This window comes from Geothrix mesophila (genome assembly GCF_022808835.1).
GTDB lineage: Bacteria > Acidobacteriota > Holophagae > Holophagales > Holophagaceae > Geothrix > Geothrix paludis.
The window spans coordinates 1,008,288-1,029,503 of record NZ_JAKZLD010000001.1; the positions used below are offsets into that span (position 1 = coordinate 1,008,288).

A 21,216-nucleotide genomic window follows, 5' to 3' on the forward strand; every position below is an offset into this window, starting at 1 on the left:
GCTGGACGCCTGGGAGGCAGGATGCGTCTAGCAGCGATCGGGTTTGGGCTGGCAGCACTGGTCGCCCAGGCGAACGGCTCGACCCAGTCCACCCCCATGGAATCTAGTCTGTTCGGGATCCCGATCGTCAAAGTCCACCTCCTGCGTGGCGACGGCACCTCGAAGGAAGTGCGCATGGTGGTCGACACCGGATCTGAAATGTCCGTGCTCGACCGGTCGATTGGCCCTGAGTTCTGGACTCGGGACGCGGATCTGGAGGGGAAGAAGGTCGAAGCTGTCGCAGCTGGAGGATCGGCCGTAACCGCCGAACCTGTCCGGGTCCACCAACTCCAGTGCGGCCCCTTGCACGCCCGCGCCTTCCGGGCCATTCTGCTCGACCTCAGCTATCTGAACCAGACCATGGACATCCCAGTTGCGGGTCTGATCGGCATGAACCTGCTTCGGGACCAGACCTTCTTGATGGACTTCCACCACCAAGTGATTTGCTGGAATAGCGGCTCTGAGGGGCTCTACTTGCAGAACTTGGCTTTCAAACATTCAAATGGGGTGTCGCTCGTCCGGCTGGACGTCGCAGGATTTCGGCTCGAGGCCGTTTGCGATACGGGCCTGACTGGGTTCCTTACGGTTTCAGAACGGGCGGCCAAGAACCTCCCAAGGCGGACAGTCCCGAGCCCGACCTCAATTTCGGTGACTGTGGCCGGCAAGGAATCCCCCCAGCAGGTCCGATCAATTTCAGCAGCTGTCGGCATCGGCGCGAAGCAGTGGTGCGACCCTGATGTGGAGATCGAGGAGGAGGATCTCCTTGGGTTATCGGCCATGTGGCCCTCCATCTGGCTCGATTTCAGAGGAGCCCAAGTGGGGTTCAAGGTCGGGTCGAACGGGTGCCTGGACGCAAAGCCTGCGGTTCGGCAATCTCTTCATGCTGTCTGGGACCGGTCGGGTGCCACACCCAGGCTGGTCATCCTGGGCGTCAAATCGGGTAGCGTCTACGAGCGGGCAGGACTCCGGGCGGGAGACCGTCTGCTGGCCTTCGGGGATCTGCAGGGTGATTCCCTCAACCTCGCCACGCTTCGGGCAGCTGTGCTCAGTGGAAAGGCTCGGTCGCTATCCATCATGCGAAACGAGAGACCGGCCCGGATCGAACTTCCCGAACCGAAATGATGCTTCGAGCAGAGACAGTCGCCTGGCGTGGTGACGACCGGGCTGCGAAGCTCGGCCACCCTTTTCTGGCCCAGGTACACTGCCTGCATGCTCCACCTCCCGCCCCTCTACCCGATCACGGACGCCTCGCGTCCCGAGCCGCTGTCGGCCCAGATCCGCCGCCTGGGCGAGGCGGGGTTCCCGCTGGTGCAGTTCCGGGGCAAGCCCCTGGATGCGAGGTCCCAGTGGCTGGAGCTGCGGGCGGCCCTGGCGGACGCGGCAGCGAACGGCGGCTGGCCCTTCATCTGCGTGAACGACCGGGCGGACCTGGCCATGCTCGCGGCCCAGGAAGGGCTCGCTCCCTGGGGCCTCCACCTGGGCCAGGGCGACCTGCCCGCCGCCGAAGCGCTGCGCCTCCCGGGCCTGGGCGGCTGCCATGTCGGCGCCTCGACCCACGGCCCCGCGGAGTGGGAGGCCGTCGACCCGGCCTGTGACCATGCCGGCGTTGGGCCTTTCCGCGGTACGGCCACCAAGACCGACCACGCCGCACCCATCGGCCTCGAAGGGCTCCGCGCGGGTTGCGCGGCCCTGCGGGCCCAGGGCCTCGCGCCCATCGCCATCGGCGGCCTGGGGCCCGCGGACGCCAGGACCTGCTTCGGGGCCGGGGCTGAAGCCCTGGCCATGGTGGGCGAAGTCCACCGCAGCGCCGACCCCGCCACCCTGGGCTGGGAGGTCCAGCAGGCGCGGTGGCAGGTCCGGCCGCCCTTCCGACGGGGCCAGGGCGTGGTGCTCCTGGGCGGCAGCGGTGCCGGGAAGAGCACCCTCGGCCGGCTTCTGGCCCGGCAACTGGGCCTGGCCTTCGAGGACCTGGATGACGTGATCGAGGCGGATCAACGCCTTCCGGTGAGCGCCATCTTCGCCGAGCGGGGCGAAAGCGCCTTCCGGGCCCTGGAGACCACCCTGCTGCCCACCCTCCTGGCCCAGCCCGCCGTGGTGGCCCTGGGGGGCGGCGCCTGGGAGGCCCCAGCCAACCGGGAGGCCGTCGCCGCCGCCGGCTTCGCCCCCCTCTGGCTGGCGGAGCCGCCGGCCCGGTCCTGGGAACGGGTGGGACGGGATCCCCTGCGTCCCCTAGCCCAGGATCGGAGCGCCTTCATGGCCCGGTGCGCGGCCCGCGCCTCGGCCTGGTCCCTCGCCCCCGCCCTGCTCTCCTTCGGCCGAAATCCCGAGGATCTTGCCTCCGCCATGATGAGGGCTTGTTAGAATGGGGGCCTCCCCCAGGAATATCCCATTGGATTTGATTCTTTCCGACCTGCATTCGAACCTGCACGCCCTCCGGGCCGTGCTGCGGTTCGCGCGACGGAGGGCCATCCACCGCTTCGTGCTCCTGGGAGACCTGGTGGGCTACGGGGCCCATCCGAACCAGCTGCTGGACAAGGTCCGCGAGCTGCGGCCCCGGTTCATGGTCCGGGGCAACCACGACAAGGTCTGCGCGGGCCTCGAGCCCGACGGCACCTTCAGCCTGCCCGCCCACATGGCCGCGGACTGGACCCGGGAGAAGCTGCGGCAGGACAACTGGCGCTTCCTGGCGGACCTCCCGGTGGGACCCCAGTGGGTGGGGGACGACTACCAGATCGCCCACGGGTCCCCCGTGGACGAGGACGCGTACCTCCTGCACATGCGCGAGATCAGCCAGGCCTTCGACGCCTTCCAGGGGCCCCTCTGCTTCTTCGGCCACACCCACCTGCCCGGCTGCTTCGAGCTGGACGAGGCCCAGGGCCGGTTGAACTGGATCTGCCTCGATCCCGGCGTCTGGTTCGAGATGCAGCCGCACTGCCGGTACCTGGTGAATCCCGGCTCCGTGGGCCAGCCGCGGGATCGCGATCCGAGGGTATCCTTCATGACCTTCGACCCCAGGCGGAAGCGGCTCCGCCTCCACCGCATCGAGTACGACGTGAAGGGCGCGGCCAAGGCCATCCTGGAGGCGGGACTGCACCGCACCCTGGCCGAACGGCTGAGCCAGGGCATTTGAAAGGCATCACCCCATGGGACACTCCACCTTGTCGGCCCCCGTCCTGGAACAGTTCCTCATCCAGGCCCGCCTCACCAAGGCGGTGGCCAGCCTGAGGCTCCAGGGCATCAGTTCCCGGCTCCTGGGGGACCTCCGCCTCCGCAGCTTCCGTCCCGGCTCAACCCTGGAGCTGTCCGGCCTGCATGCCCGGGATGCGATGCCCGCCGAAGGCACCGCCGTCACCCTCACCGTGCTGCTGGGCGAGGAGGTGCTCACCCTGGACTCCATCCTGCTGGCCCCCCTCCAGGACGAGGCCGGCGATCCGCTCCTTCGCCTGGATTGGCCCCACGAGTCCGCGCAGCTGCACCGCCGGCGGGACATGCGCGTGGCCGCGCCTGAGCAGGCGCCGCTGAAGGTCCGGGTGGGCCTGGGGGGACGCACCCTGGACGCCCTGCTGGTGAACCTCACCGAGACCGGCGTGGGACTCGCCCTCGACGAGCCCCTGATGGTGGACCTCCACGCCCCGGTGGAGATCGACGCGAGACTGCCGGATGGATCGGTTCTCCACTGTCCGGGCGAGGTCCGCCATCTCGCCTACCTCGAGGGCCAGGACTACCCCACGCGTCTCGGTGTGGTGCTGCACCCGGGCCCGGACATGGACCTGGAGCCCATCCACCGCTTCATCCAGGCGCGGCGCACGGACCGGTCACAGGGGTTCCGGCAGAGCTGAACTCACGAAGGGGGTTCAGCCCTTGCGCAGGCTGACCACCGTTCCGCCCGCGCCCAGGGCCAGCATGATCACGGCCTGGACCAGGGTCTTGTAGGAGACGGAGGGGCCGGCCACCGCCGACCAGACGAACGCCACGCCCGCGGCGAGGAGCAGGACGTAGATCCCCAGCATGATCTTGCGGGCCTTCTCGTTGGTCTCCGGGGTATCTATGGCGAAGAAGCGGTCGTAGAGGACGAGGCCGACGGCGGCCAGCACGTTGAGCGCCACGAAGAACAGCCAGAAGGCGCGGGCCGCGGCAGGGCCGCCGGGCTGGCCCACCACGGGCTTCAGCATGGCGCCGTAGAGGGCGCCGCCCAGACTGGAGCCGATGAGGCTGCCGATGACGCCGTAGAGGAAGGCATAGCCCATGTAGACGGCCTTCTTGTCCGCCGGCGCCACCAGGCCCACATAGCTGTAGTACTTCGGATGGGCCGTCATCTCGCCGATGGAGAAGACCGAGATGCCCAGGATGAACACCCACACGTTCGTGGAGGCTGCCAGGCACAGGAAGCCGAGGGTGCCGATGACGATGCCCGAGACCATGGTGGGCAGGGGCCGGATCTTCTTCACGATGCGGCTGACGAGCACCTGCAGCAGGATGATGGTGCCGCCGTTGACCACGGTGACATGCTCGGCGTCGAACTTGAGGGGCACGCCGAAGGACGCGAAGAAGCGGTTCACGGGCGTGGCGTCCACGAAGTCGCGCAGGTACCAGAGCACGGATCCGAAGTTCTGGAAGTAGAGGATCCAGAAGCCGGAGTACACCACGATCATCAGCATGAAGCGCGCGTCGCCCAGCACGAGGGCCGCCCCGTGGGCCACCTCCTTCAGGCTCTTGGTGTTCTCGGGTTTCGGCGGATCCTTGAACAGGAAGACCGTGGGCACGAGCATGGCCGCGCAGTAGAGCGCGGAGGCGATGAACACGTAGCGCCAGGAGAACCCCTTGAGCACGCTCACCACGAGGGGCGCCAGGAAGGCGCCGATGTTGATCATCCAGTAGTAGATGCCGAAGCCGAATCCGGAGTTCTCCTCCGTGGTGGTGCGGGCCAGGGTGCCCGAGATGATGGGCTTGAACAGGCCTGCGCCGGTCGCCATCACCAGCAGGCCCGCGAAGACGGCGCCGTACGAGGTGACGTTCCCCGCCACGAAATAGCCCGCTGTGAGGATCGAGAAGGCGAAGAGCAGCATGCGCCGGTACCCGTAGCGGTCCGCCAGGGCCCCGCCGGCGATGGGGATGACGTAGGTGAAGGCGTAGATCAGGCTCTGGAGGAAGCCCACGGATTGCTCGGTGAAGCCCAGGCCGCCCTTCACGACCTCGTTCGTGAGGTAGACCGCGAGCACGGAGTTGAGGCCGTAGTAGGCCGCCCGCTCGAAGAGCTCCATGACGTTCGCCAGCCAGAAGACGGGCGGGAAGGAGCGGAGGATTCCGGAGGAGCGCTGGGTGGGCATCCGGGGATTATACGGGACCTTGAGGTTTTCTACCCTCCGCCCCGCATGAAGCCCCGCAGGAGCCGGGCCAGGAAGGCCTCGGCCGCCTCCGCCGGACAGCCGGAGAGGCGGACCTCGACGCGGTGCCGAGGCAGGACCACGCTGCCCAGGCGGAGATCCGCCAAGGTCACGAGCCGGATGGTCCAGCGCCCGGCGCCATCCGCGCCCCGGAACAGGCCATCCTCCCCCTCGGCGAAGGGCCCCACGGCTCCGGGCAGCAGGCGCAGGAACTCCTCCCGGGAGATGGCCATCTCCAGTTCGAGGCGGTGATCCATCAGCCGCCGGCCACCGGGGGCCAGATGGCCAGGGCCTGTCCTTCGGTCAAGGTTCGGGAGTCCCATTCCGAGGCGGCCACCCAGGCGCCGTCCACCAGCACGATGGCGCACTGGGCTGGCGGAACGCCCTGGCGGCGGATCACCTCGCCCACCGTGCAGCCCGGATTCACCTCCAGGTCGATGCGATGCCGGCTCCGCGCCTCCGGCGGCAGATGGACCGCGAGGGAGGCGAAGAGCTTGAAGGTGATCTTCATGCCACCCGGTGCGCGGCCGCGAGGTAGGCCTGCATGATCCGCGTCGGATCCTCCAGGAGGCGCTGCTTCCAGATGCCCAGGCGGACCCGGCCTTCGATGAGCCCGCGGAAGGCGCCCACATGATCGGCGAACCCCACGCAATTGGCGCCCACCAGCCGGTCCCCGTCGAACTGGAGGTTCAGGTAGCGGTAGTGGGTCTCGTCGAGCACCTCGGTGGATTCCCCGCCCGGAATCCCCTGCCATTCACCGAAGGAGGAGGACACCAGGCCTAGGGTGGTCAGCACGTTGAAGACGAAGCTTCCGCGGAACTGGGCCGGCTTCCCGGCCATGTTCAGCGCGGCGATCCGGCCCTGCTCCACCGCGTTGGGCTGGATGGCATTGATCCGCCGCTGGCCCGTGAGGCAGTCCGTCGCCTCGGCCACATCCCCCGCCGAGTAGATGCCGGGGACGCTGGTCTGCATGGCCGCGTCCACCAGGATGCCGTGGCCCACCTCGATGCCGCTGCCATCCAGGAAGCCCAGGGTGGGATCCACGCCCACCACGCTGAGGTAGAGGTCCGCCGGCAGCGTGCGCCCTTCACCCAGATCCACCTGGAGGACGCCCTCCTTGATCGAGAGGCCCTGGGGCTGGGTGTGGGTGAGGACCTTCACGCCCTTGGCCTCGCACCACTTGCGGATCAGGCCGCTGGCGGTGGGGTTCATCATGCGGCGCACCATGTAGCCGCTGCGGACGAGGATGGTGAGGTCCACGCCACGGGACAGCAGGCCCTCCATGATGATGCAGCCCACGAAGCCCGCGCCCATCTGGACGATGCGGGTGCCGGGGCGGGCCTGGGCCAGGATGGTGCGGGCGTCCTCGAGGGTCCAGCAGCTGTGCACGCCCGGAAGGTCCATGCCCGGGATCTTCTCCAGGCTGGGATGGGATCCCGTGGCGATGAGCAGCCGGTCGAAGGGCAAGTTGCGGCCGCCGCCCAGGTCGACGGTGCGATGGGCGGTATCGATGCCCTTCGCCCGGGCCTGCACCAGCTGGATCCGCAGACGGTCGTAGTGGTCAGCGTCCTTCCGGATGTGGGTGCCCGCCTCCTCGATCTCCCCCTTCAGCAGGTAGGGAATGGCCATGCGGGCGTAGGGCGGCTCCCCCTCGCCGCAAAGCAGGGTGATCTCCGCGGCGGGGTCGGCCTTGCGCAGAGTCTCCGCCGCGACCACCCCGGCGGGCCCGCTTCCGATGATGAGGTGTCGCATGAAAACCTCGGTTTTCTTCATACGCCGAGGCGCTTGCGCGTTTCGGCGGTGGGGACGCCATCCTTGGTCCAGCCGCGCACCTGGTAGTACTCCGGCAGCATGACGTCGAGCTTGGACACGGCGCCTTTCTGGGGGCCCGTCTTGGCGGGCTCCTTCATCAGCCGCGGCGGGAGGTTGTCGTCCTTGGCCGTGAAGCCGGCGGCGAGGTTGAACTCCCGCTCCATGTTCCAGATGCGCTCACCCACCAGGAGCAGGCGCTCCTCAGACCAGTCACCCTCACAGGCAGCCTGGATCTGCGGCTGGATGTCCGAGAGGCCCCAGGCGAAGGTAGTGAAGAGGCAGATGCCGGCGGAATCCACTACGGCCGTGAGGTCCTGGAAGGCCTTCAGCATGGCGGGTTTCCCTTCGGTGGCCTGGGGTTCCATCTTCACGGGGATGCCCAGGACCTCGGGGGACACCATGTAGCCGCGCAGGTGGCAGGCCCCGCGGTTGTTGGTGGCGTAGGCCAGCCCCATGCCCTGCAGGGCGCGCCCGTCGTAGGCCGGGAACTCCTGGCTCTTGACGGTCATGGACAGCTCGGGATGGCCGTACTTCGTGCAGAGCCGCTTGGAGCCCAGGCCCATGATCTTGCCGAAGCCCTCGCCCTTGGCAGTCATCTCGGCGAGCTTGACCAGGGCTTCCGTGGAACCGAAGGGCATCTTGAGGCCGGTCTCCTTCTCCGTGAGGACGCCCATCTCGTAGAGTTCCATGGCCGCGCCCACGGTGGCCCCGAAGGTGATGGGATCGAAGCCGTCCTCGTTGCAGAGGAAGTTGGCGTAGGTCAGGGCCTCCAGGTCGTTCACGCCATTGGCGGCGCCCAGGGCCCAGGCGGCTTCGTACTCCACGCCGCCGGAAGCGCCGTGGTACTGGGGCTTGTCCTTGATGCTGAAGTGGCCGGGATCCATGCGGGAGATGCGCCCGCAGGCGATGGTGCAGCCGAAGCAGGCGCCGTTGGTGACGAGGTTGGCTTTGCCGTCCGTGGACCGCTTCTCGTGCATGGCCTCGCCGGAGATGTCGTGGGCGCCCTCGAACTGCACATCCTTGTGGTTGCGCGTGGGCAGTGCCCCCAGCTCGTTGATGACGTTCATGAGCACCTGGGTACCGTAGGTCGGGAGCCCCTGGCCCGTCACGCCGTTGGCCGCCAGCACCTTCTTGCCGGCCTCCGTGGCGGCAAAGAAGGCCTCGGGGTTGGCCATCTGGTAGGCGTCGGTGCGCGTGCCGCGCACGGCGACGGCCTTGAGGTTCTTGGAGCCCATGACCGCGCCGACGCCGGAGCGGCCCGCGGCGCGGTGCAGGTCGTTCACGATGGCCGCGTAGAGCACGCGGTTCTCGCCGGCCCGGCCGATGGCGGCCACGCGGATCTGGGGATCCTGGTGCTGGGTCTTGATGGTCTCCTCGGTCTCCCAGACGGTCTTGCCCCAGAGGTGGGACGCGTCCACCAGCTCGGCCCTGCCGTCGTTGATGAGGAGGTAGACGGGCTTCGGGGCAGCCCCTTCGAAGATCACCATGTCCCAACCCGCGAACTTCAGCTCGGCACCGAAGTAGCCGCCGGAGTTCGAGCAGGCGATGGCGCCCGTGAGGGGCCCCTTGGTGACCACGGAGTAGCGTCCGCCCGTGGCGGCCATGGTGCCCGTAAGCGGGCCCGTCACAAAGATGAGCTTGTTCTTGGGCGAGAAGGGATCAACCTTCGGGTCGATCTCGGACACGAGGTACTTGGTGGCGAGGCCCCGCTGGCCCAGGTAGTCCTGGGCCCACTGCATGTTCAGCGGCTCCGTGGTGCAGGTGCCGGCCTCGAGGTTCACGCGGAGAACGTTCTTGGTCCATGCCATGGCAGTCGCTCCTCACACCGTCGCCGGGTTGGTGTCGGTCTTGCCGGCCCACTGGCGCATCTTCCCGAGTCCCGTCCAGTCGGCGTCCACGTAGGTGATGGCCCCGGTCGGGCAGGCCTTGGCGCAGGCCGGCTCGCCGTCGCAGAGGTCGCACTTCTGCACCTTTCCGGTGGAGGCCACGTAGTTGATGGTGCCGAAGGGGCAGGCGATCGTGCAGACCTTGCAGCCCACGCAGGTGGGCTCCAGCACGATCTTCGCGCCGGTGACGGGATCCAGCCGGATGGCGTCCACCGGGCAGGCCGTCATGCACCAGGCCTCGTCGCACTGCGTGCAGGTGTAGGGCACGAAGCGCCCTTCCTTGTGGAAGGTGAACACCTTGATCCGCGACTTCGCGATGGTGAAGCTGCGGTGGTTCTCCCAGGCGCAGGCCATCTCGCACTGAAGACAGCCCGTGCACTTGTTGGGGTCGATGTGGAGGGACTTCTGCATGGCGGAACCTCCTATGTGATGGCACTGTCGGGAATGGATCGCGATGATCATAGATCGGATAACGGATGACGGAAGGGCCCTTTTTTCTGATTTCCTCTGACAAGAAAAGGGCGCCTTTCGGCGCCCTTTTCTCTCTCAGCCCAAGGGCTCGTAGGTGACGCGGAACCGCGGCGGCCGGTTCATGTAGAGGATGTAGCCCGCGCCCACTAGGGCGAAGAGAAGGCTCACGAAGCCCGACCCGTTCTGGAAATCGACCTCGTAGAAGTGGGTCGCCACCGCCGAAGCGAGACGGAGGCTCAATCCGCCTTCCGATTCCTGCGCGGCTGAGAAGAGAATGAACAGGTAGTCCCCCGCGAGGACCGTGGCCAAGGTCAGCAGCACCGTGAGCGCCCGCCCGAAGTGGTTCACCTTCTCCATACCCCGGTTGATGGTCCAGGCTAGCGCCACGCCGATGCCGATGGCCCCCCAGAGGAAGATCCGGTGGATCAGGTAGGCGAGACCGCCCCAGGCCACGGCCAGCACCGCGCCCGTGGCGAGCCCGTAGAGCAGGCCGGCCAGGGGGTTGGAGGCCATCGCCTGGTACGCTTCCTGTGCCCGTCGCGCCTGTTCGTCCTGGGAGGCCCGGCAGGGGGTGCAGACTCGGACAGGCACGCCATCCGCCATCCAGAGGCCCTCCCGCGTCTCTCGTCCGCAGCCCTCGCACTGCTCAGACACCGGCTTGGCCGCCCGCTCCGCGAAGGCCACCAGGACCTTGAGCACCGCGGCCACCGCCTCAGGCTTGGGCGCGAAGAACGAATACGGCCACTGGCAGAGGAGCCCGTCTTCCAGAAGCTGGAAGGACTTGAGCATCGCCTTGGGAAGGGTCTTCTTGCCCACGGCCGCGCGGAGTTCCTCCGAGGATTCGGCGAACTGCTTCAGCCCGTCCGGCCCCGCGGCCCAGGAGCCCTTGGCGAACCGCACCAGGAGCGTGACCTGTGCCTGGCGATCGTTTCGGGTCCAGGCGACGGCCACGGGGAAGCCCCTCACAGAGCCGGCCACGGCCGGGCCCTGCCAGGGGCCCTTGGGAACGGCCTTCAGGCCGGTGAGTTCCGACAGGCGTACCAGACGTTTCTGAGTCATGGGATCCTCGATCAAGTTAGGGAGAGCGGGCCAAGCATACATGCGACAGGACGATCCACAAAGCGGCCCTGGCGGGGTTCCGGCCCGCCGGGAACAATGGGAGCGGGAAGGAACCTCATGAAAGCCATTTCGCTCCGCGTGGACGTTGACACCCTGGAAGGCTCGGTCACAGGCATCCCCACCCTGCTGCGCCTGCTGGACAAGCACCAGATGCGGGCCAGCTTCTACTTCAGCTTCGGCCCCGACAACAGCGGCAAGGCCATCCGGCGCATCTTCCGCAAGGGCTTCCTGGCCAAGATGCGGCGCACGAACGCCACCAAGCTCTATGGCTTCAAGACCATGATGTACGGCGTGCTGCTGCCGGCGCCCATCATCTGGAAGCGCGCCGCCGCCGAGATGCGGGCCGCCAAGGCCGCCGGTCACGAGGTCGGCATCCACGCCTGGGACCACGTGCAGTACCACGACCTGCTGGACCGCAAGTCGCGCCAGTGGCTGTCGGACTGGTACTCGAATGCCCACGAGGCCTTTGGCATGGTCTTCGGCGAGAAGCCCCTGGGCGCCGTGAGCCCCGCCTGGCGCTGCAACGACACCACGCTGGAACTGCAGGAGGCCTATGGCCTGGCCTACGCCGGGGACTGCCGGGGCCTGGCGCCCTTCTACCCCATCGTGAAGGGACGGACCCTCTCCACCCTCCAGATTCCCACCACCCTGCCCACCCTGGACGAGCTGCTGGGCCTGGACGGCCGTACGCCCGACCAGGTGAACCGCGAGGTCTGGGACCTGGTCCGTGAGGACGCCCTGAACGTCTACGCCCTCCATACGGAAGTCGAGGGGGGGGCCCTGTTCGAGACCTTCGACACCTTCCTGGGCGGCCTGCGGGAGCGCGGCGTCGTGGCCCGCACCCACGCGGATTGGTTGCCGGAACTGAAGGCGGCCAACCCGCCGGCCAAGGAGGTTTCACGGAGAGAGATCCCCGGCCGGGCCGGCTGGGTGAGCTGGGAAGGCTGATTCCCTCAAGGCCTCGCAAGACGATGGCCAGTGCAGTACTCTCTGGTCAAACCTTCTCCGAGGTCCCCATGCGCCTTCCGGTCCCGCTCCTGCTCTGCGCCCTGGCCCTGCCCCCCCTCGTGGCTCAGGCTCCCGAAGAGGCGCGCCTGAAGCGGGTGGAATCCCGCGTGAACGGCCTCAACTGGGAACTGGATGCGGTGCGGAAGGCCGCGGACGATCAACTCTGGTTCCTGCGGTTGTCGGATGTGGCCGTGGTGGACAAGGTGACCTACACGGGGCCGCCGAACCCCCGGGGCGAGGAGACCTATGGCATCAAGAACCAGCGGCACCCCCTGAAGATCCAGCAGTACGTCTTCATCCCCCGCAAGGCCGAGAAGGGCCGGAAGCTGCCCCTCATCGTGCTGCCCCACGGGGGCGTCCACGGCGACTTCGGCACCTATCACGCCCACATCGTCCGGGAGATGATCGAGCGGGGCTACGTCGTGGTGGCGCCCGACTACCGGGGCTCCACGGGCTACGGCAAGGGCCTGTACGACGCCATCGACTACGGCGGCCTGGAGATCGACGACGTGGTGGCCGGTCGTGACTGGGCCGTGGAGCACCTTCCGGTGGACCCGAAGCGCTGCGCCATGGTGGGCTGGAGCCATGGCGGCCTCATCGCCCTCATGGCCGTCTTCGACCATCCCGAGAAGTTCGCCGCCTGCTACGCCGGCGTGCCTGTCTCCGACCTCCTGATGCGGGTGGGCTATGCCGGCGAGGAGTACCGGGACGACGCCGTGGTCCGGACCATGTTCGCCGGCAAGACTCCCAGCGAAGACGTGGAGCTGGTGCGGCGGCGCAGCCCCGTGTGGAACGTCCAGAAGCTGCGCACCCCCCTGCTCATCCACAGCACCACCAACGACCGCGACGTGAACGTGGTGGAGGTCGAGACCCTCATCAACGCCCTCAAGGCCGCCGGCAAGACCTTCGAGCACAAGATCTACCAGGACGCCCCCGGCGGCCACAGCTTCAACCGCATCGACACCACCCTTGCCCAGGACTCCCGCAAGGAGATATACGCGTTCCTGGAGAAGCACCTGAAGTAGATGGCTGTCAGCGATCAGCTGTCGGCTGAAGTAGGAAAAGAAGAAGCCCGGCTATGCCGGGCTTCTTCTTGGGGGTCCGGGGGTGTTCGCGCAGTGAAGCGGAGCGTGGAACCCCCGGATGAGGTCAGGCATGTTGCTTGAGCTTGTCCTTCCCGCCGAACCACTGGTCCCAGTACACCACCACGGGGCTGGCGATGTAGATGGACGAGTAGGTGCCGGTGATGACGCCGATGACCAGCGGGAAGGCCAGATCCTTGAGGGCCGGGCCGCCGAAGAGCCAGAGGCAGACGGAGACGAACAGCACGGACAGCGAGGTGAGGATCGTCCGGCCCAGCGTCTGGTTGATGGAGTCGTTCACCAGCTTGGTGATGGTGGCGCGGCGGTACTCCGGCCGGTGGCTGTTCTCGCGGATGCGGTCGAACACCACGATGGTGTCAGCCATGGAGTAGCCCATCAGCGTGAGGAAGCTGGCCACCACCGGCACGTTGAACTCGTAGCCGAAGGCCGCGAAGAGAGCCAGGGCCATGAGCATGTCGTGGACCAGGGCCACGATGCCGCCCACGGAGAAGCTCGCCGTGAACCGGAACATCACGTAGACCAGGATGGCGCCCAGGGCCCAGGCCACGGCCGTGAGGGTCTTGCGGGTCCACTCGCCGGAGATGCTGGGGGAGAAGCTCTCGTCTTTGAGGATGCCCACCGCGCCCAGCCGGTAGCTCTTCTGGACCGTGTCCCGCACGACCTGGGGCAGGTCCTGCGGCAGCTCGGCGTAGCTCTGGTAGAGGCCCGAGGGCAGGCGGTCGCGGCCGGCGATGATCTTCTCCGCGAAGGGGGTGTAGGTGGCCTGCAGCGCCATTTCATCCCCGCCGATGCCGGCGGGATTGGCCTTCACCAGCGTGTCCGTCAGCGTCTTGGAGCCTTCGAGGTTCAGGGCCGGGAGCTGGCTGCCGGCGGCCTCCGGATCCATCTGCTTGAAGACGGCCCGGAGGGCGTTGGCCTGGATGGTGCTGTCCTTCTGGTCCGCATCCTTGCGGGCCTTCACCTTCACCGAGAAGTCCCGGATCGACTTGTCGGGGTTCTCGTAGGCCACCACGGAGGCGTCGGAATAGCCCTGCCGGGCGAGGGCGGCCCGGATGGTCTCAGGCTCCATGGCGCCGCGGAACCGCACGGTCATGTCGTTGCCGCCCACGAACTGCATGCCGAGGTGGATGCGGTTGTTGTGGGTGAGGTTCCAGGGCCGCACGTAGAGGAGCGAGATCAGGATGATGCCCCAGCTGATGGCGATGGCCGTGCCCTTGTACTTCATGAAGTCGTAGGATGAGCCCTTGAAGAAGGTGTGGGTGCCCACGGAAAGGGTCTTGGTGCCGGGGTGATGCTCGAGCACCCAGTCGTAGATGTAGCGGCTGATGTAGATGCTGGTGAAGAGCGAGGCCACCACGCCCACGGTGAGGGTCACGGCGAAGCCCTTCACCGGGCCCGTGCCGAAGATGAAGAGCAGGAGGGCCGCGAAGAGCTGGGTCACGTGGCTGTCCACGATGGTCCAGAACACCCGGTCGAAGCCCGCGTCGATGGCGCCAGCCACGCTCTTGCCCAGGCCGAGCTCCTCCTTGATGCGTTCGAAGATGAGGATGTTCGCGTCCACCGCCATGCCCAGAGTCAGCACGAAGCCCGCGATACCCGGCAGGGTGAGCGTGGCGCGGAAGGAGCCCAGCAGGCCCATCATCACGACCACGTTCACGGTCAGGGCGACGATCGCGTTGACGCCCGACCAGTGGTAGAAGATGACCATGAAGCCGATGATCGCGGCGAAGCCGATGACGGCCGCCCGCACGCCGGCGTGGATGGAGTCGCGGCCCAGGCCGGGGCCCACGACGCGCTCCTCGAGGAACTTCATGGGGGCGCGGAGGGCGCCGCTGCGAAGCTGGCTGGCCAGGTCGTCGGCCTCCTGTGCGGTGAAGCTGCCGCTGATGCGGACGGCGCCGCCGATGATCTTCTCCTTGGCCGTCAGCTCGGTGACGATCTTCCGGTCGAGCACGATGGCGATGTAGCGGCTCTCTTCCGAGGCGATGCCCGTGAGGCGGGCGAAGTCGTCATCCCCCTTCTTGTTGAGGGTGAAGTTGACCTCGTTGGCCTCGGTCTGGGAGTTGGAGGCCCGGTGCGAGTCGATGATGTCGGCACCATCCACGGCCACGCGGCTCTCCAGCAGAACCCACCTGCTGATCCTCTCCTCGCCGGGCTTGGCCTTCGCCGCGGGCTGGCCTGTGCGGCGGGCCTGGCGCTCGCTCTCGATCTCGGGGAACAGCTCGAATTCCGGCGGGATGGTCCCCTTGAAGAAGGCCAGGGCCTCCTCCTTGGTGTTGAAGTAGACCTGGGGGGCCTTGGCCACCAGGCGCTGCTCCAGGTGGCCCGGGGTGGCCAGCAGCTTCTTGATGCGCTCGCGGTCGCCTTCCTCGATGCCGGGGATCTCCACCACGATGCGGTTGCCTTCGGCGCCGCTGGCGGTGATCTCGGGCTCCAGCACGTTGGCGGGGTCGATGTCGCGGATGCGCTTCTCGATGACCTCCAGGGCGCGCTTGTTGGCGTCGTCCTTCAGCTGCTTCTGGTAGGAGTCCCGCTGGGTGAGCCGGAAGACGTCTCCCTCGGCGCTGAAGGCGTAGCCGGAGAAGTAGTCCTTGGCGACCTTCTCCACGGTGGCCTTCTGGTCCGCGCCCACGCCATCGACCCGGAGGGCGCCGCCGTCCACCTGCACCACGGCGCCAGGGAGCCCCTTCTCCTTGAGGCGGGCGGTGAGGCGATCCCGGCTGTCGCGCAGGTCGGCCGCGAGGGCCTCCTGGCCCTGGACCTCCAGCTCGAAGTGTACGCCGCCCCGGAGATCGAGGCCCAGCTTCACCTTCGAGAGGGGCGTGAAGAAGTAGCCGCAGCCGAACAGCACGGCGAGAACAATGGCGAGGCGCCAGAGGCTCCGCTTGGTCACGGGGCGCTCCTACAAGAAGCGGGCCGGCGGGGGCCGGCCCGGAAGGTCAGGGGGTCAGTTCTGCTGCTGTTCAGGTTCGGAGGCCAGGGCCGCCACGGCCGCGCGCCGGGCCTTGACCACGGAACCGCCGAGCTTGATCCAGATGTGCTTGTCCTCCACGCGGTCGATGGTGGCGTAGAGGCCGGAGGTCAGCACGACTTCGTCGCCGGCCTTCAGCTTGGACAGGCGGGCCTCCATCTCCTTGCGGGCCTTGCTCTGGGGCCGGATGAGGAGGAAGTAGAACATCAGGGCCATGCCGCCGATGAACACGAACTGGATCCAAGCGGGCCCGCCGCCGGCCTGGGTCTGCTGAAGAAGGGCGTACATCATCTAGGGCTCCTCGGTCTGCCATCGGGCGCGCGCGGTCTGGGCGAACGCCGGAAATCGGTTTTCCAGCAGGGCCTGCCGCGCGTCGCGGGTGAGCCCCACAGTGTAGCTCAGGTTGTGGATCGTGTTCAGCGTGAAGCCCAGCAGCTCGCCGCAGCGGAAAAGATGATGGAGGTAGGCCCGGCTGAAGGTCCGGCAGGTGTAGCAGCCGCAATCCGGATCCAGCGGCAGGTCGGTTTCCCGGTGCCGGGCGTTCTTGAGATTGAGCTTGCCCCGGCTGGTCAGGATGCGGCCGTGGCGGGCCTCCCGGCTGGGCAGAACACAGTCGAAGAGATCGACCCCCTGCTCGATGCCGAAGAGCAGATCCTCCGGCGTGCCCACGCCCATGAGGTACCGTGGCCGGTCCGCGGGCAGTTCCTTCACGAACTCCGCCAGCACGCCGTTCATCTCGTCCTTGGGCTCTCCCACGCTGAGGCCGCCCACGGCGAAGCCCTGGAAGGGGATCTTCGCATCGAGCTCCATCGCCTCCGCCAGGTGGCGCCGGCGCAGGTCCAGGTGGGTCCCGCCCTGGTTGATGGCGAAGAGCCCCTGGTGCGGCTGGAGCGGCACGGCCCGGCTGCGGGCCAGCCACCGCGTGGTGCGGGCCATGCTCACTTCAAGCTTGGCGCGCTCCATGCGACCCGGCGGGCACTCGTCCAGGGCCATGCAGATGTCCGAGCCCAGGTTCCGCTGGATCTCCATGCTCCGCTCGGGAGACAGGAACTGCGGGCTGCCGTCGACGTGGCTCTGGAAGGTGACGCCTTCCTCGGTCATCTTCCGGAGCGAAGCCAGGGAGAAGACCTGGAACCCGCCTGAATCCGTGAGGATGGGCCCATCCCATCCCATGAACCGGTGGAGGCCCCCCAGACGGGCCACCAGGCTGTCTCCGGGGCGCAGCCCCAGATGATAGGTGTTGCCGAGGATCACCTGGGGACCCACCTCCCGGAGCTGGACCGGCGTGATGCCCTTGACTGTTCCCTGGGTCCCGACAGGCATGAACGCCGGGGTCAGGACCTCGCCATGCGAGGTGTAAAACCCACCCGCCCTCGCGGCCCCGGAGGGGGGGGCGGAGGCGGGGGTGAATGAAAAATATGGGGTTGTGACCTTCGACATGGGATGCCCAGACCTTCTTAACAAAAATTAACAATTTCATTTGCTTGGGCCGCAGACGGGTGTTGCGAAACCAAGCAAAAAACAGCGAAAGACAGATATGGCGGGGATCAGGCCCGTCTTTCGAGCTTGACCATCCGTCCGCCCTTTGCCATCTTAACCGTTGGGCCAGCCCCAGCTCTTTATCCTCACCTTTCGTTGCCGGACCGAAGTTCCCATGGGTCCGGCGCGCTGTTTTTTCCCCTGGATTTTTCAAGGGAGTCGCATGAGCAAAGATCCCAAGAAATCACCCCCCGCCAAGCCGGTGGCTCCCGTGGAGACGCTGGAGGACGCTGTATACAAGTCCTCCCTTGTCGCCGGGAATGAGGCGATCAAGCGGGGCAACCCCAAGGTCACCATTCCCACGACAATCGCCATGTACGCGCTCTTCGCGTTCATCGGGTTCCAGCTGGCGAAGCACACCGAGGCCGGGAAGAAGGTGATCAAGACGGTGGGCATCGACCTGGCCGAGCAGGTGGAAGCCGCTCCGCCTCCGCCCCCTCCGCCTCCGCCTCCTCCGCCGCCGCCGCCGCCGCCCATGGCTGCCGTGACGACCAGCAAGGTGGATACGACTCCCATCGACCCGCGCCAGGAAGTGGTGCCTGAGACGGTTCCCAAAGAACTGCCCAAGCAGGACCACTCGCTGGGCGGCGTCCCCGGCGGCGTTCCCGGTGGTGTCCCCGGCGGTGTCATCGGCGGCGTGGTCGGCGGCGTGGTCGGCGGCGTGGTCGGCGGCACCGGCAAGGTGGTGGACTTCGACTTCAGCCAGATCAAGGTGAAGTACCAGCCCCCCGCCCCTCCTTATCCTCCTCTCGCCAAGATCGCCAAGATCCAGGGCACGGTGGTCGTGGAGATCGTGGTCGGCCCCGATGGTGTGCCCACCTCGGCCGTCGCGAAGGAAGGACCTCCCCAGCTGCGGCCCACGGCTGAAGCCTACGCCATGCAGTGGAAGTTCGAGCCCGCCCTCCTGAACGGCGCACCCCAGTACGCGCGATTCAAGCTCACCATGCCGTTCCGGCTCCGGTAGCCCGCGCCCCTTCCCACGTCCAATCCTCTCTCCATTCCATAAGGAAACCTCATGAACCTGTTCACCACCCCCCTGATGCTCGGTCTTGCCGAAGGCGGCCACGACAGCTTCTCCGCCGCCGAGATCTGGCGTTCGGCCTCCATCGCCAACAAGTTCATCATCTCCGTTCTCTTCATCCTGATGGCCTACCAGATCTACGTGGCCATCGAGCGCTTCGTGACCTACGCGCAGAGCAAGCAGGCCTCGGACAAGTTCCTGAAGCTCTTCATGGACACCCTCCGCCGCGGCGACTTCGAGGCCGCCAAGCGCGCCGCCACCACCCACAACAAGAGCCACATCGCCCTGGTGCTGAAGCACGGCCTGGACATCTTCCAGTACGAGAAGCAACTCAAGACCATGAACCCCAACCACGACGCCATCCAGCCCGTGGAGCGCGCCATCCAGCGCGGCACCGCCGAGGTCGTCGAGCTCCTCAAGAAGGGCATGAGCGGCCTGGGCACCATCGGCGCGCTGGCCCCCTTCATCGGCCTGCTCGGCACCGTGATCGGCATCATCAAGGTCTTCTCCGACCTGAAGACCAAGGGCGCCGGCGACATCAACGCCCTGGCCGGCTCCATCGGTGAGGCCCTGGCCACCACCGCCCTCGGCCTGTTCGTCGCCATCCCGGCGGTGTGGATCTACAACCTGCTGACCAACAAGCAGGACGTCGTCGTCACCAACATCAACAACGCGGCTTCCCAGATGATCGACGAGTTCATCCGCCGCGAGAGCCAGAGCTAAGGAACCGCCACCCAGCCCGGGGGCGCGAGCTCCCGGGCTATTTCTAAGGAGAACACACCATGGATACAGGTGGTTCCAAGGGTGGGATGAAGTCCGACATCAACGTCACGCCGCTTGTGGACATCGTGCTGGTGCTGTTGATCATCTTCATCGTGATCACCCCCGCCGTGAACAACGCTGTGAAGCTGCCGTTGTCCAAGCATGCCCCGAAGGTGGAGCAGCAGCAGGACGCGGGCCAGAAGTACCTGACCCTCATGCTGACCTCGAAGCGCAACGACAAGTACGAGGTGATCGGTCCCGGCGCCGTCCTCATCGACGACAAAGACGCCAAGGACATGCGGTTCTACATCAACGACGAAGGCCAGCGCCAGCAGCTGGAGGACTTCATCAACAAGAACGTCTCGATGCTGAACGACAAGCGCGTGTTCGTGAAGGCCGATGCCGACCTGCCCTTCAAGTACATCAACGAGCTGTTCCAGTCCTGCCGGAAGGGTGGCGCCGACGAGGCGTCCATCGTGACCAGCGAGGACAAGGACACCAAGAAGGAAGGGGGTAACTGATGGATACCGGCGGCGCCAAGGGTAAAGCCAAAACCGATATCAACGTCACCCCGCTGATCGACATCGTGCTGGTGCTCCTCATCGTCTTCATCGTGATGGTGCCCGGTCTCAGCAAGGCCATGAAGGTGGTGGTGCCCCAGGTCGTCCAGACCGCCACTCCCCCCAAGCCCGATCCGAACAACATCCTGATCCAGGTCGACCAGGACGGGACCATGACCCTCCAGCAGGACAAGATCGACGCCCAGGGCCTCAAGGACAAGCTGCCCGATGCCGTGATGCTGCAGCCCCTCAACTACCGGAAGGTCTTCCTGAAGGTGGACGAGGACGTGAAGTTCCAGGCCATGGTGGACGTGCTCGATGCCGTCCGCGTCGCCTCGGAAACCGCCAAGAAGAAGTCCCTCGAGAACCTCGACAAGTTCCAGGGCCAGGATGGCGGCGACGTGAAAGTGGCCGTCTCCCTCAAGAAGCGCATCGTGGCCGCACCCGTCAGCTAGGTGCCCCCCGATCCACATGGAAAGGGCCCTTCGGGGCCCTTTTTCATGCCCGCGCCCGGTGCCCCAGCACGGTGCCGTAGGCCACTCCGGCCACGGTGATCAGGACTCCCACCAGCCCGGCTCCCGTGGCGCGCTCGCCCAGCAGGGGCATGGCCAGGAGGTACTGGACGATGGGCAGCAGCTGGAGCCACACCGCAGCCTCGGACACGGACAAGGCCCCGTAGGCCTCCGACATCAGCAACTGCCCGCCCAGCGCCAGCAGGCTCATGAGAATCGCCAGGCCCCAGGCGCCCAGGCCCCCATGGAGGAGGCCGGGCCAGGGCGAGAGGGCGAAAGGAAGCACCACGGGCAGGCCCGCCAGGCAGAAGTAGAAGAAGATGGTCGCGGCATTCTCCGTGTGGCGCGCCGCCCGGATGGCGTTGGCGCTGGTGGCCGCGAAGACCGCCGCCGCCAGGGCCGCCAGCTCCCCCCTGCCCAATCCCAGGCCCAAGCCCAGGTGCCCCTGGCTGAGCACCAGGACCACGCCCAGGGAGGCCGCCAGGATCGCCAGCCAGAGGTGGATGGTGGGACGTTCCCTGAAGATCGCCAGCGACATCGCCACCGCGATCACCGGGAAGACGTTGTAGAGGATGCCCGCCTCGCCCGCCGGGATGTGGGCCAGGGCGTAGAAATAGAGCACCACCACCGCGCCGCCCGAGAGGCCGCGGGTCACCAGCAGCCGGTAGTTGCTGGGCCGGTAGAGCCCCGGGATCAGGGCGAAGGCCAGGAGGCTCGCCAGGGCGCCCACCACAAAGCGCAGGACGGCCAGGTGGCCCGCCGAGAACCCCATGTCCGGCATCGTGAGCTTCCGCGCCAGGATGGCCATGAGGCCGAAGCACAGCGCGGAGCCCGCCAGCTCGGCGCGGGCCACCATGCGGCGGCGGGAATGGGCGGGAGTGGAAGCGGTCATTCTCGAGTCAACCAGGGCTGGACCATAAAGAATCCAATAAGCGGAAAAAGCGGAATCGTTGAGGAAAGCGGAGAACAGCATTTCCCTGTCTCAGCTATCCTCCGCTCCTCCGCGATCCTCCGCTTACATTCATTCCT

General features: G+C 66.9%; 21 protein-coding genes. 10 read left to right on the plus strand and 11 right to left on the minus strand.

Annotation, left to right across the window (positions count from 1 at the left end; translation table 11 throughout):
* Positions 1-21: 21 nt before the first annotated feature.
* The 4 genes from MLG87_RS04665 (at position 22) to MLG87_RS04680 (ending at position 3,878) form a co-directional block, all read left to right on the plus strand.
* Positions 22-1,161 (plus strand): aspartyl protease family protein, encoded by a 1,140-nt coding sequence (locus MLG87_RS04665; RefSeq protein WP_243294038.1) that lies wholly within the window; start codon positions 22-24, stop codon positions 1,159-1,161.
* An 87-nt stretch (positions 1,162-1,248) separates the two neighbouring features.
* Complete coding sequence (locus MLG87_RS04670; protein WP_243294039.1) at positions 1,249-2,400, plus strand: shikimate kinase; 1,152 nt, start codon at positions 1,249-1,251, stop codon at positions 2,398-2,400.
* A gap of 34 nt (positions 2,401-2,434) precedes the next feature.
* Positions 2,435-3,169 carry a metallophosphoesterase family protein gene (locus MLG87_RS04675; RefSeq protein WP_243294040.1) on the plus strand — a complete coding sequence of 245 codons (735 nt, stop codon included), beginning with the start codon at positions 2,435-2,437 and terminating at the stop codon, positions 3,167-3,169.
* Positions 3,170-3,182: 13 nt separating this feature from the next.
* Complete coding sequence (locus MLG87_RS04680) at positions 3,183-3,878, plus strand: PilZ domain-containing protein (protein WP_243294041.1); 696 nt, start codon at positions 3,183-3,185, stop codon at positions 3,876-3,878.
* 15 nt (positions 3,879-3,893) lie between these two features.
* Here MLG87_RS04680 and MLG87_RS04685 read toward each other — a convergent pair whose 3' ends face one another.
* The 7 genes from MLG87_RS04685 to MLG87_RS04715 form a co-directional block, all read right to left on the minus strand.
* Positions 3,894-5,366: an MFS transporter gene (locus MLG87_RS04685; RefSeq protein WP_243294042.1), complete on the minus strand. Its 1,473-nt coding sequence runs from the start codon at positions 5,364-5,366 to the stop codon at positions 3,894-3,896.
* Positions 5,367-5,395: 29 nt separating this feature from the next.
* Complete coding sequence (locus MLG87_RS04690) at positions 5,396-5,680, minus strand: hypothetical protein (RefSeq protein WP_243294043.1); 285 nt, start codon at positions 5,678-5,680, stop codon at positions 5,396-5,398.
* Positions 5,680-5,934: a sulfur carrier protein ThiS gene (gene thiS, locus MLG87_RS04695; RefSeq protein ID WP_243294044.1), complete on the minus strand. Its 255-nt coding sequence runs from the start codon at positions 5,932-5,934 to the stop codon at positions 5,680-5,682. Before thiS ends, MLG87_RS04690 begins: the two co-directional genes overlap by 1 nt.
* Complete coding sequence (locus MLG87_RS04700; RefSeq protein WP_243294045.1) at positions 5,931-7,175, minus strand: NAD(P)/FAD-dependent oxidoreductase; 1,245 nt, start codon at positions 7,173-7,175, stop codon at positions 5,931-5,933. Before MLG87_RS04700 ends, thiS begins: the two co-directional genes overlap by 4 nt.
* A gap of 17 nt (positions 7,176-7,192) precedes the next feature.
* A complete protein-coding gene (locus MLG87_RS04705; RefSeq protein ID WP_243294046.1) occupies positions 7,193-9,043 on the minus strand; it encodes an aldehyde ferredoxin oxidoreductase family protein in 1,851 nt (616 codons plus the stop codon).
* Between the two features lie 12 nt (positions 9,044-9,055).
* Positions 9,056-9,532: a 4Fe-4S dicluster domain-containing protein gene (locus MLG87_RS04710; RefSeq protein WP_243287939.1), complete on the minus strand. Its 477-nt coding sequence runs from the start codon at positions 9,530-9,532 to the stop codon at positions 9,056-9,058.
* Between the two features lie 135 nt (positions 9,533-9,667).
* On the minus strand, positions 9,668-10,651 hold the full coding sequence (locus MLG87_RS04715; RefSeq protein WP_243294047.1) for a hypothetical protein: 984 nt from the start codon (positions 10,649-10,651) through the stop codon (positions 9,668-9,670).
* Between the two features lie 117 nt (positions 10,652-10,768).
* Here MLG87_RS04715 and MLG87_RS04720 point away from each other — a divergent pair, with 117 nt between their 5' ends.
* Entirely contained in the window at positions 10,769-11,659 is an 891-nt protein-coding gene (locus MLG87_RS04720) for a polysaccharide deacetylase family protein (RefSeq protein ID WP_243294048.1), read from the plus strand.
* Positions 11,660-11,727: 68 nt separating this feature from the next.
* Positions 11,728-12,744, plus strand: coding sequence for an alpha/beta hydrolase family protein (locus MLG87_RS04725; RefSeq protein WP_243294049.1), 1,017 nt, complete (start codon positions 11,728-11,730; stop codon positions 12,742-12,744).
* A gap of 124 nt (positions 12,745-12,868) precedes the next feature.
* Here the strand turns inward: MLG87_RS04725 and secD are convergent, their stop codons facing one another.
* From secD to tgt, 3 genes are read right to left on the minus strand one after another with little or no spacing between them, the layout of a single operon-like run.
* Positions 12,869-15,715, minus strand: coding sequence for a protein translocase subunit SecD (gene secD / locus MLG87_RS04730; RefSeq protein ID WP_243294050.1), 2,847 nt, complete (start codon positions 15,713-15,715; stop codon positions 12,869-12,871).
* Between the two features lie 54 nt (positions 15,716-15,769).
* Positions 15,770-16,084, minus strand: a complete 315-nt coding sequence (gene yajC, locus MLG87_RS04735; RefSeq protein WP_243294051.1) for a preprotein translocase subunit YajC — start codon at positions 16,082-16,084, stop codon at positions 15,770-15,772.
* The gene (gene tgt, locus MLG87_RS04740) at positions 16,085-17,233 is read right to left on the minus strand and encodes a tRNA guanosine(34) transglycosylase Tgt (protein WP_279341062.1); all 1,149 of its coding nucleotides are present in this window, start codon (positions 17,231-17,233) and stop codon (positions 16,085-16,087) included.
* Positions 17,234-17,495: 262 nt separating this feature from the next.
* On the opposite strand from tgt, the gene MLG87_RS04745 reads away from it, so the two are divergent.
* The 4 genes from MLG87_RS04745 (at position 17,496) to MLG87_RS04760 (ending at position 20,130) form a co-directional block, all read left to right on the plus strand.
* Positions 17,496-18,296 (plus strand): energy transducer TonB, encoded by an 801-nt coding sequence (locus MLG87_RS04745; RefSeq protein WP_243294053.1) that lies wholly within the window; start codon positions 17,496-17,498, stop codon positions 18,294-18,296.
* Between the two features lie 51 nt (positions 18,297-18,347).
* The gene (locus MLG87_RS04750) at positions 18,348-19,076 is read left to right on the plus strand and encodes a MotA/TolQ/ExbB proton channel family protein (protein WP_243294054.1); all 729 of its coding nucleotides are present in this window, start codon (positions 18,348-18,350) and stop codon (positions 19,074-19,076) included.
* A gap of 86 nt (positions 19,077-19,162) precedes the next feature.
* Positions 19,163-19,636 carry an ExbD/TolR family protein gene (locus MLG87_RS04755; protein WP_243294055.1) on the plus strand — a complete coding sequence of 158 codons (474 nt, stop codon included), beginning with the start codon at positions 19,163-19,165 and terminating at the stop codon, positions 19,634-19,636.
* Positions 19,636-20,130 carry an ExbD/TolR family protein gene (locus tag MLG87_RS04760; protein WP_243287949.1) on the plus strand — a complete coding sequence of 165 codons (495 nt, stop codon included), beginning with the start codon at positions 19,636-19,638 and terminating at the stop codon, positions 20,128-20,130. The genes MLG87_RS04755 and MLG87_RS04760 overlap by 1 nt, the downstream gene beginning before the upstream one ends.
* Positions 20,131-20,173: 43 nt before the next feature.
* Here MLG87_RS04760 and MLG87_RS04765 read toward each other — a convergent pair whose 3' ends face one another.
* Complete coding sequence (locus MLG87_RS04765) at positions 20,174-21,079, minus strand: DMT family transporter (RefSeq protein ID WP_243294056.1); 906 nt, start codon at positions 21,077-21,079, stop codon at positions 20,174-20,176.
* Between the last annotated feature and the right edge of the window lie 137 nt (positions 21,080-21,216).